This window comes from Haliscomenobacter sp. (assembly GCF_033763495.1).
Classification (GTDB): Bacteria; Bacteroidota; Bacteroidia; order Chitinophagales; family Saprospiraceae; genus Haliscomenobacter.
In genome coordinates, this window is record NZ_JANRKL010000233.1 from 1 (window position 1) to 17319 (window position 17319).

The following is a 17319-nucleotide window of genomic DNA, read 5'->3' on the forward strand; positions in this document are numbered from 1 at the left end:
CCCTGGCGGTTGTCCGGGGCTATTCTAAATTCAGTTGCTCCGCGATTGGATTGGTGCCCACTTATAGTTTTTCAATCATTCGGGGTGGCTTCTGTTTTACAACTTCCGATCCACCTCCTTGAACACAATCCCATACTGCTCCAACTCAGTCAGCACCGGCTCGTACACCTCCTTCATCACCGGAATTTGTACCCCGCGTGACTTGATTTTACCTTCCACCACCAATTTCACAAAAATGGCCATGGGCAATCCCACGGTTTGTGCCATGGCTGTTTCTTCTGCGTTTACCCCTTTTTGGGACATGGTGGAGGTGCGGAGGCGTTTTTCTCCTTTTTTCTCGTATTCGAATTCATGGTGCATCACCACCATGTCTTTGTCGGTAGGTTTGAGTTTCCATTTGTCCCGCAGCAGATGCTCCAGGATCAGGGCTGGAGTAGCGTTGGGCAGTTTGATTTTTTTCTTGCTGAAGACGCCCAGCCATTCCAGTTTTTTCATGATCGGCGAGGTGATGTCTTCATTCAACATCTGGGCAATCCGCTCTTTGACCGAACCACCGATGTGTTGATCCACGTAGGCATCCATCAATTCGTGGTAGGAGATTTCTCCGGAATGCAAAATTGGGAAGTCGGCATCGGTCAAACCAATCTGGATCAAAGCATCCCAAGCTTCACAGAATCCAGGGTAACGCAAAGTACCCCGTAAAATATTGGGAATATCCCCCAAGCCGTAGGCCTCGCGGTACAAGAGTGAATCGCGGTTGGCATAAGCCTCCATTTTACCCACTTCAGGAATATCGATGGTGCGGCATTCCTTGTACAAACGATGGTATGGCTGGTAACGCAAACGGCCATTCTCCAGGTATTGTGCCGTTCCTTGGCCTGCCAAAACCACGTTCCGAGGGTTCCAGGTGATTTTGTAATGCCAGGGATTGTCGTCACTTTCGGGGGCAATCAGGCCACCTGTATAGGAGCGGAAGGCGGTGACTTTGCCGCCACTTTCTTTGATCTCATCGATGACCTTCATGGCGGACATATGGTCGATGCCAGGATCCAGCCCCATTTCACCCATAAAAATCAGTTCCCGATCGCGGGCTTCATCACCCAGGCGGTACATCTCCTGCGAAACATACGATGCAGTGATCAGGTGCTTTTTGAGCTTTACACAGTCGTGTGCAACTTCGAGGTGTAAATGTGCGGGCAGTATAGAAACAACCACATCGGCGCGGCCAATCAGTTCACGGCGGTCATTGACCTTCATCACGTCCAACCATACCGCACGACCATTGGGGTGGTTTCTTACTTTTTTTTCGGCGTTCTCTAGCTGGGCATCCGCAACCGTAACGAACCAAGACCGCGCTGCGGCTTGTTCTAATACATATTTGATCAGTGAACTGGAAGAAAGTCCGGCTCCGATGATCAGAATGTTGTTCATATGGTATATTTTTGAACTAAGGGCATGTTTGTTTTGGCATACCCTGATGTAAACCAATTGCGCTGATGGTAGAGTTGAAATTGCAAGTGGACTATCGTTGTTATGCAGAAACGACAGAACTTCCATTAGAGTATCAAGAGTTGTTGGACTGTGCAAAAAAAGCGTTGGACCTCTCGTATTCGCCGTATTCTTCATTCAAAGTAGGTGCAGCTATTTTACTGGAGGATGGAACCCGGGTGCCGGGTGCCAACCAGGAAAATGCGTCCTACCCACTTTGTTTGTGCGCCGAGCGAAATGCCTTAGCCGTGGCAAATATACAGTATCCTTCCAGAAAAATGGTAGCAATGGCCGTTGTTGCTGCAAAAGATGACATTTTTGTTTCGCCTTGTGGGGCTTGCCGGCAGGTGATTTGGGAAAATGAGCAGCGAAATGGGGCTCCGATCACTATGCTGATTCAGGGGCCGGAGGGGAAGATTTATCGTTTTAAGTCGATCGGGGATTTGTTGCCTTTTGGGTTTAGTGGGACGGATTTAGAATGAGCAAGGTCCTGCTTCGCAGGGATGTTTTTCTTTTTCACCACCTTAGACACCAAAGTTCACCTGAGGTGGCACCTTAAGTATTTGAGTATTAACATTAAGTCTGGGTTAAATTTCGGCAAAAGTATAAAAGTAGATGCGCTAATTCGTACGTTTGCGACATACAAATTAAAACCTTGAAATGCACGCCAAAACCGCTGAATTTCCAGCTGAATTACAAGAACTGGCTCAAGTAGCCAAGCTCCTCTCCCACCCTGCGCGCATTGCCATCATCAAGTTACTGGCTTCGCAAAAAACGTGCATTTCAGGCGACATTGCCAATGAGTTGCCGCTGAGCCGTGCTACAGTATGCCAGCATTTGCAGGAGTTGAAAAATGCGGGGCTGATCAAGGGAGAAATCAGTGGTTTAAATGTGAATTATTGTTTGAACACGGAGAAATGGCGAGCGATTAAAGGTCAATTTGAAGCCTTGTTTGCCCTGACCATTCACGACATCAACTGCAATTGTTAAACTTTTTATACCCACCAAAATGAGTCACAAAAACGTCCTTGTTCTTTGCACCGGCAATTCCTGCCGCAGCCAGATTGCCCATGGTTATTTGGAACATTTCACCGATGGCCGCAAGGTAAAAGTGTACAGCGCCGGGGTAGAAACCCACGGCGTTAATCCCCGGGCCATCGCCACCATGCAGGAAGATGGCATCGACATCAGCCAGCATACCTCCAACAACGTCAACGAATACCTGGACGTAGATTTTGACTACGTGATCACGGTGTGCGACAATGCCAACGAGCGTTGCCCTATTTTTCCAGGCAAAGCGCAAAAGTTTCACCACAATTTTCCCGATCCGGCCAAGGCGATTGGAACGGAGGAAGAAATCATGCAGCAATTTCGGGAAGTGCGGGAGATGATCAAATCGTATTTTGGGGATTTTGCTAAAGAGTACCTTCAATAAATCCGTGCTTCTTTAACCTTAAGAATGGCTCTTATCCATGCCCAATGTCTATTTATCAAACAAGGATTTATAGCTCAAATGCATCTATAATCTTGATGTGATTGGTGCCAAACCTCAAATCAAACCACACACTATGTCTGCCAACGACTGTGCACCCGCGCACGAACGCAAAAAGCTGAGTTTCCTCGACCAATACCTCACCTTGTGGATCTTCCTGGCGATGGGTATTGGAGTAGGAATTGGCTACTTTTTTCCCTCTTCTGCCAACTTTATTAATTCTTTTTCATCCGGCACTACCAATATCCCGCTGGCCATTGGCTTGATCCTAATGATGTATCCACCGCTAGCCAAGGTGCGGTATGAAAAAATGGGGGAAGTATTTCGCAATACCAAAATCTTGACCGCCTCGCTGCTCCTGAACTGGGTAATTGGTCCTATGCTGATGTTCCTGCTGGCGATTACTTTTTTGCGCAATCAGCCAGAATACATGATCGGGTTGATCCTGATCGGGCTGGCCCGGTGTATTGCGATGGTGATTGTGTGGAACGAGCTGGCTGAAGGCAACCGCGAGTACGCCGCGGGTTTGGTGGCCTTGAACAGCATCTTCCAAGTGCTGCTCTACAGCGTGTACGCCTATTTTTTCATCACCATTTTGCCCCCCATCTTTGGCCTGAAGGGTTTGGAAGTCAACATCACCATCGCCCAAATTGCGGAAAGTGTGGCCATTTACCTGGGTATTCCTTTCCTGCTTGGAGTCATCAGTCGTTATTCCTTGATCAAAATCAAAGGTGAGGATTGGTTTCAAAACAAGTTTGTGCCCTTCATTTCTCCCATCACCCTGATCGCGCTGCTTTTCACCATCGTGGTGATGTTCAGCCTCAAAGGAGAGCTGATTGTACAAATTCCCATGGATGTATTGCGCATTGCGGTACCGCTGGTCATTTACTTTGCCATCATGTTTTTGTTGAGTTTTTTCATCGGCAAAGCCTTTGGTGCGGATTATTCCAAAAACGCGTCAATTGCTTTTACCGCAGCTGGCAACAACTTTGAGTTGGCCATAGCAGTGGCCATTGGGGTGTTTGGCATCAACAGTGGTCAAGCCTTTGTGGGGGTAATTGGGCCATTGGTGGAAGTGCCTGCGCTCATTGCCCTAGTGAATGTGGCATTTTGGTTGAGAAATAAATATTACAAGGCGGCATAGGGCAATTGTTTTATTTATCCTTTCTAGGGAGAATTTAAAAGGTTAAGGGATCATTTCTAATGCTGTTTGAAATCAATTTCGCTATTGCATCCATCAACATCAAGTTTTTTTTTATTTTTGGATTCCATTAATTGGCGAAAACAGAAAGCACCTTAGGCCTTATGGAAATTCTCAACAGCATCAGCCCTTATTTATCCGTTCTTGCTGTGATAGGAACCTATTGCCTGATTATTTATTATGACCGTTCAAAAATGCCCGATCGGGTCAAAAAACGCGGCCTTAAAGCAGAAGGTACGGTTGTAGAAATCCGGCGAAATCCCGGCCCTATCTTTGGTTCCCAGGAAGGTGAGGGTTATGCTCCAGTTGTAGAATTTGAAACCAACTGGGGCAGTCACCGCCATCATTCCACCTTTTATCAGCAACCATGCCCATTTCAAGTGGGGCAAAAAGTACAGGTAGGGTATTATTTCTACAGGTCGATTCGGGAGGTGTTACTCGATGGCGAAGAAAATCAGCCTCAATCTCCCACTTTACTCATTTGGGGAATCTGTTTTTGTTTGCTGGGCTATCCTTTTGTCGTCATTAAATTGCTCGATTTGATATAGCTGTAAATCAGTGAATGGCGAGTTCTCTCCAATAGAAAGAGAACCCGCCATGATATATCACATCCCCAACTCCTGCTTATCACCCAAAAATGGCTGGTTGTACACCCGTTTCCCGGTCGCTTTGTACAGTGCGTTCGCAACTGCGCCAAAAATCGGCGGAAATGGTGGCTCACCCATCCCAGTAGGATTGATTTCATTTTTCACAAAATGGACATCAATCGCCTTGGGTGCTTCACTCATGCGAATCATGCGGTAATTGTGGAAATTGGTTTTTTCTGGAGCTCCATTTTTGAAAGGCAATTCCCCAAAAAGTGCGTTACCGATACCATCAATCACTGCGCCCTCGGTCATATTGGCTGCAGCGTCGGGATTGACCACGATGCCGCAATCAATGGCACTGGTTACTTTTTGGACCACTGGTTTGCCATCTTCTACCGTCAACTCGAGTACGTGGGCAGCATAGCTGCTGTGGCAAAAATAGGCAGCTACACCGCGGTGTACTTTCCCTTTTGGCTTGTTTGCCCAACCCGATTTGTCGCGGACCAGTTCCAATACCCCGGCATAACGATCTGCATCGTAGTCGTTGTTTTTGCCCACTGGGCTGGCCTTGGCTTTTCTCAACAATTCCAGGCGCATTTCGATCGGGTCCTTTTTCATCATTTCCGCCAACTCGTCCAGGAATGACTGCTCGGCAGCAGCAATAAAATTGGAGCGTGGTGCCCGGAAGGCGCCGATGGTAATGTTGGATTCGATGGACCACTCCTCAGCCAGGTAGTTGTCGATTGCACCTGCCGGGAAACGATTGGCGTGCAGTGGGCTTTCAGGAATCCCCCCCGCTTTCACGTGAAAAGCGAGCAAGTTGTTGTTTTTATCCAGTGCAGCACGGTACGTGGCATAGTAGGCCGGACGGTAAACACCATTGGTCATGTCATCCTCCCGGGTGTACATCAACTTAACGGGCGCTTTAACCTGATGAGAGATGACCGCGGCCTCTACCATGTAGTGGCTGTAGGCCCGACGGCCAAAACCACCGCCCATGCGGGTCATTTCAATTTCGATGTTTTCGGCGGGTATCCCCAAACGTGCCGAGAGCGTCGGTTCAATCAGCCCTGGCGCCTGCAGTGGTCCGGCAACTTTCACTTTATCACCTTTGACATCGGCAAAAAAGTTCATGGGCTCCATACAATTGTGGGCCAGATGGGGAGCTGAGTAACTCCGTTCCAACACTTTAGCTGCAGTTTTGAAAGCGGCCTCCGGGTCACCGTCTTTGCGGACCACTCTACCAGGCTTGCTGGCAAATTCTTTCATTTTGGCGAGGTGGTCTATTGAGTTTTCCAGGCCAGCGGGAACTTTCACCTGACTTTTGTTTCCACCAAAGCCAGCTACCGTTTCGGTGTATGTTGCAAATGGTTCCCACTCAGCCTTAATCGCCTTTTTAGCATTCATCACTTCCCATGTAGAATTGCCAACAATGGCGATCAGTTCGGGGAAAGCATTGGTGTCGAATGCGCCTTTTTCTTGGCCATCATCGTAGGTTTTGAAAGAAAATACATCCTTGATGCCCGGCATACCCTTCACGGAAGCGTCGTTGAAGGATTTCAACTTCATGCCAAAAGCCGGTGGGTGCACAATCATGGCAATCAACATGCCATCTGCCTTGTAGTCCAGACCAAAGAGTGGTTTGCCCGTCACGATTTTTGGTCCTTCCACGTTTTTGTGCGAAGTGCCAATGATTTTGAAATCTTTAACCGCCTTTAATTTCACATCCTTTGGAACGGAAATTTGCGCGGCAGCCGCGGCCATTTCACCGTAAGTAGCCTTTTTGCCACTGCTGTGTTGCAAAACACTGTTGGCAGTAGTGATCTCCTCTACTGGTACATTCCAGGCTTTGGCAGCGGCTTCGCGGAGCATCTGCCGACCAGTAGCTCCGGCTTTGCGCAGGGCGTCCCACTTGGAGGGAATGCCTCTACTGCCTCCGGTAAACTGGCCAAAAGCCGCATTGGGGAATTTGGCTGGGTCGTGCATGGCCATTTCCACTCGTACGTCTTTCCAGTCCACGTCCAATTCCTCCGCCACGATCATGGGCATGGAGGTCATCACGTTTTGTCCAAATTCAGGATTGGGAGTAAAAATTGTAACCAGGCCATTGTCGCCAATTTTCAGGAAGGCATTGAAGTCGTACCATTCTTTGGGCAGAGCTAGGGAATCTTTGGCAGCAGCCAGGCTTTGTTTGGCCACCCAGTCAAATCCGATGACCATGCCACCGCCCGCGAAGAGCGTATTTTTGAGGAAAGAGCGTCTGCTCGATGCTATCTTTGTCTTTGTCATTTTTTTAGATTTTAGGAACGCGCTGCGGTTTTGATCGCCGCCTTAATCCGGATATAGGTACCACAACGGCAAATGTTGCCGTGCATCGCTGCGTCAATTTCTTCGTCGCTGGGTTTGGGGTTGTTCTTCAACAAAGCGGCCGCGCTCATGATTTGTCCGGTTTGACAGTAACCGCACTGTGGCACATCGTGTTCAAGCCAAGCTTTTTGGACAGGGTGATCACCCTTTTCAGAAAGTCCCTCAATGGTGGTAATCTTCTGATTGCCTATCTGCGCAACAGGCAGTGAACAAGAGCGCATGGCCACACCATCCAGGTGAATGGTACAGGCACCACACATCGCCATGCCGCAGCCGTACTTGGTGCCCACCAGATTGAGGTGGTCTCGAAGTACCCAGAGGATGGGTGTAGTGGGGTCGACATCAACTTGATGCTTTTTCCCATTGATAGTCAGGTTATAAACTGCCATGATATTAGGTTTGATTGAATGTACAAATTAAGAGGCTTCTGGCCTCGGAACATTATAAAAATCAAGTCAATTGTTACAAAAATCAAAGGATTTGCCGATCAGCCAAACTCCCTCTTTTCCCCCAAATAAGGTTGTTGGTAAAGCCGTTTGCCTCTTGCCTTATACAACGCATTCGCCAAAGCAGCAAACACTGGCGGGTAAGGTGGCTCGCCCATACCGGTTGGAGCGATCTCATTTTTTACAAAATGTACGTCGATGGACTCCGGAGCTTCTCCCATTCGGATCATTCGGTACTTGTCGAAGTTGCTTTTATCGGGCACCCCATCATTGAAGGAGATGGAACCGAACAAGGCGGTACCAATTCCGTCTACAATAGCACCTTCACTCATGTTGATGGCCGCGTCTGGATTGACCACGATGCCACAATCCAAGGCGCAACAAACCCTTTTGACCACGGGTTTTCCATCATCCAGCACCAAGTCCAACACTTGAGCGCAATAAGAGTTGTGACTGTAATAGGCGGACACTCCCCGGTGCACGTTGGACTGGTTTTGGCCCCATCCTGATTTTTCGCGCACCAGTTCCAGCACACCGGCATAGCGGGCAGGGTCGTAATCGTTGTTTTTGCCTACTGGGTTGGTTTTGGCGCGATTCAACAAGTCCAGGCGGAACTGGATCGGGTCTTTGCCCATTGCCTCGGCCAATTCATCCAAAAAGGATTGTTCGGCGCTGGCCATAAAGTTGGAACGGGGTGCCCGGAAAGAGCCTACCGTAATGTTGCTGTCGATGGTCCAATCCTCGGCGAGGTAATTGTCGATGGCTCCTGCAGGAAAGGCATTCGCGGCCAGCGGGCTTTCCGGGATCCCTCCAGTTTTGACGTGAAAGGCGATCAATTGATTGTTGGCATCCAGGGCAGCCCGATAAGTGGCTTGATAGGCTGGGCGATAAATACCCGAGGTCATATCATCTTCCCGGCTGTAAATCAGTTTGATGGGTGCCTCCATCTTTTGAGAAATAAGGGCAGCCTCCAGAGCCCAATGTGCGTAGGACCGTCGACCGTAACCTCCTCCCAGGCGGGTCATCTGGAAATCGATTTTTTCTAGCGGCATCCCCAGTCTGGCCGCCAGTGCCTGCTCCGTAAATTCTGGTTTTTGCAGGGGACCTGATAGCTCCGCCTTTTCCGCCGTTACATGCGCAAAAAAGTTCATCGGCTCCATACAATTGTGCGCCAGGTGAGGAGCGGTGTAGGTCCGTTCGATGATTTTTGCAGCGTTTTTGAAGGCCGTTTCAGGGTCGCCATCGCGGCGGCGCACGCGAGCGGGTATAGCTGCTGTTTGCGCAATACTACTCTCATGCCGGGCCGTACTTTCCAGGCCAGCAGGGGTACGCACCTGTTGCCTGGTGCCCAGGCGATTGACCATTTCGGTGCTTTCTGCAATGGGCTCACACTCTATTTTGATGGCCTTCTTGGCCTGCATTACCTCCCAGGTGGAATTGCCGACAATGGCGACAACATCAGGGAAATTCAGGGTGTCAAAAAACTGTTTTTCGTAATCGGCATTCATCACCTTGATGGGAAAAATGGCTTTGATACCCGGCAAATTGCGTGCTGCCGAATCATCAAAAGACTTCAATTTCAGGCCAAAGGCAGGTGGATGGATGATCATGGCGATCAACATACCTTCTTTGCGCTGGTCTATCCCAAACAGGGGCTTTCCGGTGATGATTTTGCTGGCATCTACATTTTTGCGAGAGCTGCCAATGATTTTGAAATCTTTGACCAGCTTCAAAACGACTTCCTTTGGAACTGGAATTTTGGCCGCTGCCGAAGCCATTTCGCCGTAAGTGGCCGATTTTCCGCTGGCTTTGTGGGACAATACACCCGCAGCGGTAGTGATTTCAGCAACTGGCACTCCCCAACTTTGGGACGCTGCTTCTTTTAACATTTGTCGAGCCGAGGCGCCAGCCGTACGTAGGGTCTGCCAGCTTTGGCGAATACCCTGACTTCCGCCGATGAATTGACGGGTGTACAAAGCTGTGTTCAGAGGAGCTTGTTCCACCACCACATCTTTCCAATCTACATCCAGTTCTTCCGCTACAATCATGGGCATGGAGGTTTTGACATTTTGCCCACCTTCCGGATTGGGTGCCATGATGGTAACCGTTCCATTATCGGCAATACTCAGGAAGCCGTTGAATTTGTACCAGGCTTTGGCAGAACTTGCGGGTGCTATGGTTGCAGCGGAACTTTGACAAGAAGTCAGCCATTCAAAGCCCAGCATCATGCCACCACCTGCCAATGCTGCGGATTTTAAAAAGGAACGCCTGCCGTTGTAAGTTTTTACTGTTGTCATGGTGGAGAGATTTGACTGCAATTTAGGGCTTTTCAATGCATAAAATTCTATTTTCAATTACTCACTTGTCGTTGTACTCGTGCTGTATATCGACCTTTCTGAATAAGGCTACCTGAAACCGTTCCATTTTCCTTTTACCCGCCTATATTTGTTTATCTCCTGCATTAAAAAAATCGCATCATGAAAAAAACTACTCAACGCATCACACCATTTCTATTGCTGATAACTGCCTTATTTTGCTCAGTCTTCAATGCCTTTTCCGCTTCCAGTGAGTACACGGTTATCGTGGAAGCTTACGATTGGGGGCCGGCTGTGAGCAAGGTTATTTTGGGCCTTGACAAGTCCGTAAAAGTGGTGGACCATAAGGATTACAACGTGTCGGCCACTCGCCATTCATCTTGTGTAGAAATTCCCGCCACTCAAGCCTCAGGGAGCAGGTCGGTCGTTTTTGCCTATGTTTCCGACCAGGAAGGGAAGCGGGTGGCGGAAGGCAATTACGTTACCCTGGTATTGGCAGTTGCTCCAAACCTGCCCATTTCTTCACCAATTTTTTACTCCCAAAATCCCAAATGCCGCGGCAACAACTGGATTGAGTACAAACTCTCGGTAAAGGACAACAAAAGCAATCAGGTTTGGGACAAGGAAAAAAAGCGCATTGTTCCACTGATGGACCAATTTGACCTGAGTGGCAATTACAAAGTGGATGACAGCATTACGCTCTCTTATGCTGTTTATACACCCCAAGTCAGAGCCTCCAAATCGCCCCTCATCATTTGGCTGCACGGTGGCGGTGAAGGGGGAAGCGATCCGAGTATCGCCATTATCGGCAACAAAGTGGTCAACTACGCTTCACCCGAGATCCAGAGCTACTTTGGAGCAGCTTATGTCCTAGCGCCGCAATGCCCAGGTGCCTGGATGCACAACAAAAAAGGCATAACCACCCATGGCAAAGAAGACGACATGTACAACCAGGGTTTGATGGCCATGATCAAAAACTTTGTGCGTACCCATCCCGAGATTGATCAAAGCCGCATTTACGTGGGTGGCTGTTCCAATGGTGGCTATATGGCTTTGAGGCTGATTCTAGCTGATCCTGGTTATTTTGCGGCAGGCTACATTAGCGCTTTGGCCTACCAGTCACAATACATCACCGATCAACAAATCAACAGCATTCGCAACGTGCCCATCTGGTTTGTACATGCCAAAGATGATGGCACTACCATTCCCGATAAGACAGTAGTGCCAGTTTACCAGCGCCTAAAAGCCGCCGGGGCCAAGAACGTTCACTTTACTTTTTACGACCACGTTGTTGACCTAAGTGGGTTTTACGGTGGCGAAAACTATTACTTCAATGGCCACTGGTCCTGGATTTATTCGCACAGCAACCACGCCAAGCTGGACTACGATGGTTATCCGGTTAAAATCAAGAATAAACCAGTGACGATAATGGAGTGGATGGCGGCTCAGAAAAAATGATTTTTTTCACCATCTAAGACACCTAAGAAACACCTCAGGAGCATTGCCTCCTAAGGTGTTTCTTAGATGTCTTAGATGATTCAATTAAAAATGTGTACTTAGTATTTCAAATGAAAAAACTCATTCTCCCGCGCCTCTCCCCTACTCTTGCTTTGCGCCTCATTCGCCCGCAATTCCACCCGCCGGATTTTCCCACTGATCGTTTTGGGTAAGGCCTCCACAAACTCAATGATGCGGGGAATTTTGTAGGCTGCCAAATTCTGTTCACAGTGCGCGAACAGTTCCTCCGCAAGTGCCTGATCACCCACTAATTCCGGCCGCAAGAGCACAAAAGCCTTCACCGCAAAGCCCCTTAATTCGTGCGGACTGGCCACCACAGCCGTTTCCACCACCGCATCGTGTTCAATCAATACACTTTCCACTTCAAAAGGCCCAATCCGGAAGTCGGAAGCCTTAATCACATCATCGTCGCGACCTACAAACCAAATGTAACCTTCATCGTCTTTGTAGGCTTTGTCGCCCGTGTAATACAAGCCGTGTCGAAATACCTGAGTCTTGCGTTCGGGTTCGCCGAGGTATTCCAGGAATACGCCATTTTTTCGACCGCCGTCCATTCGGATACAAATGCTGCCTTCTTCAAAAGGCGGCTGCTCTACCCCTTCTTCATCGGCAATTACGATGTCGTACAAGAAGGTCGCCTTGCCCATCGAGCCGTATTTGACCACGGTACCGGGCATATTGGCCACCAGACAAGTAGTTTCGGTTTGGCCGTAGCCGTCGCGGATGAGGATACCCGTGCCTTTTTGCCATTTTTCAATGATCTCAGCATTGAGCGGTTCACCCGCTGCCACACATTGCCGGAATTTGAATTGATACCCGGAAAAGTCTTCCAGAATCATCATCCGCAATACCGTGGGGGGCGCACAAAAGGTGGTCACCTGGTATTTTTCGATGGTTTTTAATTGTTCTTTTGCGTCAAATTTGTCGACCTGATTGGCAAAAATGGTCGCCCCCATGTTCCAGGGCGCAAAGAAGCTGCTCCAGGCAAACTTTGCCCATCCCGGTGCCGAAATGTTGTAGTGAATGTCACCATAACGCAAACCCACCCATGCAGCTGTACTCAAATGCCCGAAGGGATAGGTAAAATGGGTGTGGATCACAATTTTGGGCAGGCCCGTGGTCCCCGAGGTGAAAAAGTAAAACAAGTGGTCATCGGGTCGGGTGAAAGCTGCAGGGGCATCTTCCGCTTCCTGAGCAATCTCACCGATGGAATGCCAGCCAGCCCGACTGCCATCCACCACTATTTTCACTTTTACCTTCCGGCCCAGCATTTTTTCAGCAGCTTCTATTTTCTCAGCATTGGCCAGATCGGTGATGACTACCTCGGGAAAAATGGTTTGAAAGCGGTAGGCAATGTCTTTTTCAATCAGGTTGTTTGCCGCTGGGATGAGGATCAAACCTCCTTTGATGGCACCAAGGGTAGCGATCCAGTTGGCGGGGTCAAGGGGCAATTGGGTGTATATGCAATTTCCCTGCTGCACGCCGTGTTTGGTCAGAAAATTTAGAAATTGGTTGGCAGTGGTATAGATGCTTTGGAAGGTATAACGTTTTTCTTTTTCGTTGTGCCGCCAGATGAGGGCTGCGGCGTTGGGGTATAGTTCCAGGTTTAAGGGGCAAAATACGTCCATCACCCAGTTGAAGAATTCGGGTTGATCCAGGTCAAAAAATTGCAGATCCTGGACTTTTTCATTGGCGATGGCCTCGCGGATTGTTTTGAAATAGGTTTTGATGTTCATGTTGGCGATCTTCTATTTGAACTCAAAATGAAGGTAAAGAAAAATCAGAAAACTCAAAGTATTTTTTGCCACCGCATCCAGGATTGAAACTGCACACAATTAGCCCCAAATCATCTACTCCAATTCTGCAACTCCATTTACCTTTACCCACCACCAATTGACCTACACAGATGCAGCATCTTTTTGACTTACGCGGCAAAACCGCCCTCGTAACGGGAGCCAGTAGCGGCATGGGTAAAGCCATTGCAGAAGCTTTGGGGGCCCACGGTGCAAAGGTGATTGTCAGCAGCAATGATGCCAGTGGCTGTCAGGATGCTGCGGAAGAATTCGCTCAAAAAGGAATCTCCGCGCTGGCCTTACCTTGTGATGTAGCCAATTCTGTCGAGCGCCAGCAGTTGTACACCTTGGCTACCCAGGCGTTTGGGGGCATTGATATTCTGGTCAGTTGTGTGGGCGGCGCGGCGCCAGGTCCGTTTTTGGACATCAAGGAAGAAGTTTTCTCTCAAACCATAGAACTGAATCTGCACAGTGCCCTGCACCTGAGCCAGCTCTTTTTGTCGGGTATGCAGGCCCAAAAAAATGGGGTCATAATTTTTCTGGCCAGCATCGCCAGTGTACGTGGCAACAAAAGCATCGGTTTGTACGGCATTACCAAGGCGGGTATTGCCCAAATGGCGCGCAACCTCGCGGTGGAGTTTGGCCCCGACAACATTCGGGTCAACGCCATTTCACCGGGGTTGATTGATACCCCCTTTTCCAAAAGCCTGTTGGAGAATCCCACTTTTATGGAGCGACGACTTGCCCTAACGCCCTTGCGGCGTGTGGGCACACCTGAAGAAATTGCTGGAGTTGCGGTACTATTGGCTTCACCTGCTGGCGCTTTTATTACCGGACAAAACATCATTGTGGATGGGGGGACGACCATCAGCGATGGGAGTTGAGGAAACTCCTCAACTTTTCATCTTCTCAACTCCTCAACCTTTACCTATGTTGATCCAAAATAAACCACCCAATCCACTCAAAGACTGGCAAGTCCAGCGCGAAAACATCCGCTACCTCGGCCAGGATTTGCAGCGACCAGAATGTATCCTTACCGAGCCCAATGGCACCGTATGGTCGGCAGATGCGCGGGGGGGAGTGATGCAGTTGAATCCCGATGGTTCACAAAAACTGGTCGCGCCGTTTTTTGAACAGATTAGTGATTCGGCCAATTCCTACGAAAACCGTTACATCCAGGCTCAAGGTTCTTTACCCAACGGAGTGTGTTTTGATCAAAACGGGGATTTCATCATCGCCAACTGGGGCACCAATCACCTCGAACGGATGACGCGCGAGGGCAAAATGAACACCCTGTTGACCGAAATTGACGGCATTCCGCTGGGTAAAACCAATTTCCCTTTGCGCGACAGCAAAGGCCGCATCTGGTTCACTGTGACGACCCGCACCGAGCCCTGGTCGGATCAAATCAATACCCGAGCTACGGATGGTTACATTGCATTGATGGATGATAGGGAAGTAAGGATTGTCGCGGACAGTTTTTGTGGCACCAACGAAATCCGTTTTGATGACAATGAGGAATGGTTGTACGTGGTGGAAAGCACGGGCTGGTGCATCTCGCGCCTGCGTGTGCACCCGGATGGCAGTTTGAGTGATCGAGAAGTGTACGGCCCTTCACGGTTGAGTGGTTTCCCGGATGGTTTTGCTTTTGACACTTATGGCAACCTCTGGATTACCCTGATTTTCACTGATCAGCTCATTGCACTTACCCCGGATGGGGAGGAATTGATGTTACTCGACGACAGTACACCAAGCACCCGCCAGCGTTTGATCGAAGCCTATGAGCAACGTAAAGTTACCCCGGAAATCCTGGGCGCTACGCAGGGGAGTATTTGCCCCTGGATGGCGAGTTTGAGTTTTGGTGGGAAGGACTTAAAAACAGTCTACCTTGGTAGTTTGCGGGGGACACGGATTCCGTATTTTGAGAGTCCGGTTGCTGGGCAAAAAATGATTCACTGGAAAAGTTGAGGAGTTGAGGCTACCGCAGCGACTTGGACGCCATTGGCACACCCACACGGTCACACACTAACACACACCCATTCTTGCGGTAGCCTCAACTCCTCAACCTTCTCAACCTCTCAACTCCTCAACTCCTCAACTAACCATATGCAACGTTTCCTCCATAAAATCTGCCTCGTTACCGGTGCTGGTTCCGGCATTGGCAAAGCCACCGCCCTGGCCTTTGGTCGCGAAGGTGCCAAAGTGGTCGTCGCCGACCTGGACCTTGAACAGGCCGAACAAACCTGCCAAGCATTAAAAGCCATGCAAGTCGAGGCTTTAGCCATCGCCGTCAACATCGCCGTACGGGCTGAAGTGGAAGCAATGGTTAAAGCCACTGTTGATCGTTTTGGTCGCCTGGATTGTGCGGTTAACTGTGCGGGCATCGCTGGCCCAGTTTCCCTCCCCCTCCACGAGTACCCAGATGAATACTGGCACCAACAAATCAATGTCAACCTGACCGGAACTTGGTATTGCATGAAGTTTGAGCTTATTCAAATGTTGGCACAAGGCGGGGGGAACATCGTGAACTTGTCTTCCGCAGCGGGTTTGATTGCCCAACCCGAAAACTCCCCTTATGCGGCATCCAAACACGGGGTGGTAGGCATCACCAAAACTGCTGCCCGCGAATACGCCACCAAAAACATCCGCGTCAATGCCATCTGCCCTACCGCCATTGAAACGCCGATGATCATGGAGGGGCGGCGCAAACTGGCGCACAACCCGGAAGCCAAACAGGCAGCTATCAATTATCAGGCGATGAAAAGAATGGGGCAGCCGGAGGAAATCGCGGAGATCGCGCTTTGGTTGTGTTCTGATCAGGCGTCATTTGTTACTGGCCTGGCCATGCCCGCCGACGGCGGAGCCCTAGCTTAGGTGCCCCTTTGGTGCCTGAGGTTTCTTAGGTGGTAAAGAAAAAAAGCCCTTCGCAGAAGGGTTCTATTTTAACCACCTTAGAAACTTCAGACACCGAAGTGGCGCTTTAGAAGGGGAAGCTGATTTTTCCCTATTTTGCTCAAAAAAAAACAAACACATGATTCTCGAAGTTGCCACCATCAACATCAAACCCGGCACGAATGCCGAATTCGAAGCCAATCTCCAGGCAGCCCAGGCGGTCATCAGCCAGGCCAAAGGTTATCTCGGGCACCAGTTTCAGCATTGTATAGAAGTACCTAGCCGTTACGTTTTACTAATTCGTTGGGCCAGTCTGGAAGACCATACCGAAGGATTTCGCAGTTCCAATCTGTTCGTGGAGTGGCGGGCACTGATCGGTCCTTTTTTCGATGGGCCACCCAACGTGGAACATTTTTCCCTAAAATTTGAAAATTAGTCCTTTATGAAAATCATCGATTTGTCGGTAACCATTTCAACAGACATCAAAGAGCCCCTACCCACTACCATCGAGTACGAGGACCACAAAGAGGGGGCGAAAAAGATGGGGGCGAAACTCTTCAAAGGTTTACCCAGCGATGCCTTTCTGGAAGGCAATGGTCCGGCTGGAGAGTTTTTGTACGTAACGGGCCATACGGGCACCCACATTGATGCGCCCTGGCATTATTTCCCAACTTGTGCCGGGAAGCCGTCCCGTACCATCGAGGAGTTGCCGCTGGAATGGTTCTTCTCGGATGGGGTTGTGCTGGATTTTACCGACAAACCCGATGGATATTGCATCACGGTGGCAGACTTGCAGGAAAAACTGGCAGCCATCAATTATGCACTTAAACCTTTCGATATTGTCCTGATCCGTTGTGATGCCGACAAACGCCTGCACGATGAAGATTTTGTCAGAATCCATGTAGGTGCTTCCGCTGAAGCCACCCATTGGTTAATTGATCAAGGCATCAAAGTGATGGGTACCGATGGTTGGGGGTGGGATATTCCCATGCACATCCAGGTGCAGGATTATTTGCAAAATCCACGGCCAGGGGTAATTTGGGCCGCCCATTACGTAGGTCGGGAAAAAGAATATTGTCAAATTGAAAAACTGGCCAATCTGGATCAATTGCCACCCTTTGGGTTCAAAGTGGCTTGTTTTCCAGCGAAGATTAAAGGTGGAAGTGCTGGTTGGACGAGGGCGGTGGCGATATTTGAATGACGAATAATTCGAATGACGA

16 protein-coding genes are annotated in these 17319 nt (G+C 49.3%); 11 read left to right on the forward strand and 5 right to left on the reverse strand.

The window, feature by feature from the left end; translation table 11 throughout:
• Nucleotides 1-96 precede the first annotated feature (96 nt).
• The gene (locus SFV55_RS27505; protein ID WP_320032802.1) at nucleotides 97-1431 is read right to left on the reverse strand and encodes a saccharopine dehydrogenase C-terminal domain-containing protein; all 1335 of its coding nucleotides are present in this window, start codon (nucleotides 1429-1431) and stop codon (nucleotides 97-99) included.
• A gap of 65 nt (nucleotides 1432-1496) precedes the next feature.
• On the opposite strand from SFV55_RS27505, the gene cdd reads away from it, so the two are divergent.
• The 5 genes from cdd (at nucleotide 1497) to SFV55_RS27530 (ending at nucleotide 4729) form a co-directional block, all read left to right on the forward strand.
• Nucleotides 1497-1970, forward strand: coding sequence for a cytidine deaminase (gene cdd, locus SFV55_RS27510; RefSeq protein WP_320032803.1), 474 nt, complete (start codon nucleotides 1497-1499; stop codon nucleotides 1968-1970).
• A gap of 178 nt (nucleotides 1971-2148) precedes the next feature.
• Nucleotides 2149-2478, forward strand: coding sequence for a metalloregulator ArsR/SmtB family transcription factor (locus SFV55_RS27515; RefSeq protein WP_320032804.1), 330 nt, complete (start codon nucleotides 2149-2151; stop codon nucleotides 2476-2478).
• Nucleotides 2479-2497: 19 nt separating this feature from the next.
• A complete protein-coding gene (locus tag SFV55_RS27520; protein WP_320032805.1) occupies nucleotides 2498-2923 on the forward strand; it encodes an arsenate reductase ArsC in 426 nt (141 codons plus the stop codon).
• Nucleotides 2924-3056: 133 nt separating this feature from the next.
• Complete coding sequence (gene arsB, locus SFV55_RS27525) at nucleotides 3057-4124, forward strand: ACR3 family arsenite efflux transporter (protein ID WP_320032806.1); 1068 nt, start codon at nucleotides 3057-3059, stop codon at nucleotides 4122-4124.
• A 161-nt stretch (nucleotides 4125-4285) separates the two neighbouring features.
• Nucleotides 4286-4729 (forward strand): DUF3592 domain-containing protein, encoded by a 444-nt coding sequence (locus SFV55_RS27530; RefSeq protein WP_320032807.1) that lies wholly within the window; start codon nucleotides 4286-4288, stop codon nucleotides 4727-4729.
• 57 nt (nucleotides 4730-4786) lie between these two features.
• Here SFV55_RS27530 and SFV55_RS27535 read toward each other — a convergent pair whose 3' ends face one another.
• The 3 genes from SFV55_RS27535 to SFV55_RS27545 form a co-directional block, all read right to left on the reverse strand.
• Nucleotides 4787-7057 carry a xanthine dehydrogenase family protein molybdopterin-binding subunit gene (locus SFV55_RS27535; RefSeq protein WP_320032808.1) on the reverse strand — a complete coding sequence of 757 codons (2271 nt, stop codon included), beginning with the start codon at nucleotides 7055-7057 and terminating at the stop codon, nucleotides 4787-4789.
• Nucleotides 7058-7068: 11 nt separating this feature from the next.
• Nucleotides 7069-7524, reverse strand: coding sequence for a (2Fe-2S)-binding protein (locus tag SFV55_RS27540; RefSeq protein ID WP_320032809.1), 456 nt, complete (start codon nucleotides 7522-7524; stop codon nucleotides 7069-7071).
• A 98-nt stretch (nucleotides 7525-7622) separates the two neighbouring features.
• Entirely contained in the window at nucleotides 7623-9878 is a 2256-nt protein-coding gene (locus SFV55_RS27545) for a xanthine dehydrogenase family protein molybdopterin-binding subunit (RefSeq protein WP_320032810.1), read from the reverse strand.
• A 180-nt stretch (nucleotides 9879-10058) separates the two neighbouring features.
• On the opposite strand from SFV55_RS27545, the gene SFV55_RS27550 reads away from it, so the two are divergent.
• Nucleotides 10059-11354, forward strand: coding sequence for a hypothetical protein (locus tag SFV55_RS27550; protein WP_320032811.1), 1296 nt, complete (start codon nucleotides 10059-10061; stop codon nucleotides 11352-11354).
• Between the two features lie 98 nt (nucleotides 11355-11452).
• On the opposite strand, the gene SFV55_RS27555 is transcribed toward SFV55_RS27550, so the two are convergent.
• On the reverse strand, nucleotides 11453-13144 hold the full coding sequence (locus SFV55_RS27555) for an AMP-binding protein (protein WP_413776748.1): 1692 nt from the start codon (nucleotides 13142-13144) through the stop codon (nucleotides 11453-11455).
• A 176-nt stretch (nucleotides 13145-13320) separates the two neighbouring features.
• Between SFV55_RS27555 and SFV55_RS27560 the strand changes: the two genes are divergently transcribed.
• From SFV55_RS27560 to SFV55_RS27580, 5 genes are all read left to right on the forward strand, one after another.
• Nucleotides 13321-14091: an SDR family oxidoreductase gene (locus SFV55_RS27560; protein WP_320032813.1), complete on the forward strand. Its 771-nt coding sequence runs from the start codon at nucleotides 13321-13323 to the stop codon at nucleotides 14089-14091.
• Nucleotides 14092-14137: 46 nt separating this feature from the next.
• Nucleotides 14138-15175, forward strand: a complete 1038-nt coding sequence (locus SFV55_RS27565; protein WP_320032814.1) for an SMP-30/gluconolactonase/LRE family protein — start codon at nucleotides 14138-14140, stop codon at nucleotides 15173-15175.
• A gap of 138 nt (nucleotides 15176-15313) precedes the next feature.
• On the forward strand, nucleotides 15314-16081 hold the full coding sequence (locus SFV55_RS27570) for an SDR family NAD(P)-dependent oxidoreductase (protein WP_320032815.1): 768 nt from the start codon (nucleotides 15314-15316) through the stop codon (nucleotides 16079-16081).
• A 157-nt stretch (nucleotides 16082-16238) separates the two neighbouring features.
• Nucleotides 16239-16535, forward strand: a complete 297-nt coding sequence (locus SFV55_RS27575; RefSeq protein WP_320032816.1) for an antibiotic biosynthesis monooxygenase — start codon at nucleotides 16239-16241, stop codon at nucleotides 16533-16535.
• A 6-nt stretch (nucleotides 16536-16541) separates the two neighbouring features.
• The gene (locus SFV55_RS27580) at nucleotides 16542-17300 is read left to right on the forward strand and encodes a cyclase family protein (RefSeq protein ID WP_320032817.1); all 759 of its coding nucleotides are present in this window, start codon (nucleotides 16542-16544) and stop codon (nucleotides 17298-17300) included.
• Nucleotides 17301-17319: the final 19 nt, after the last annotated feature.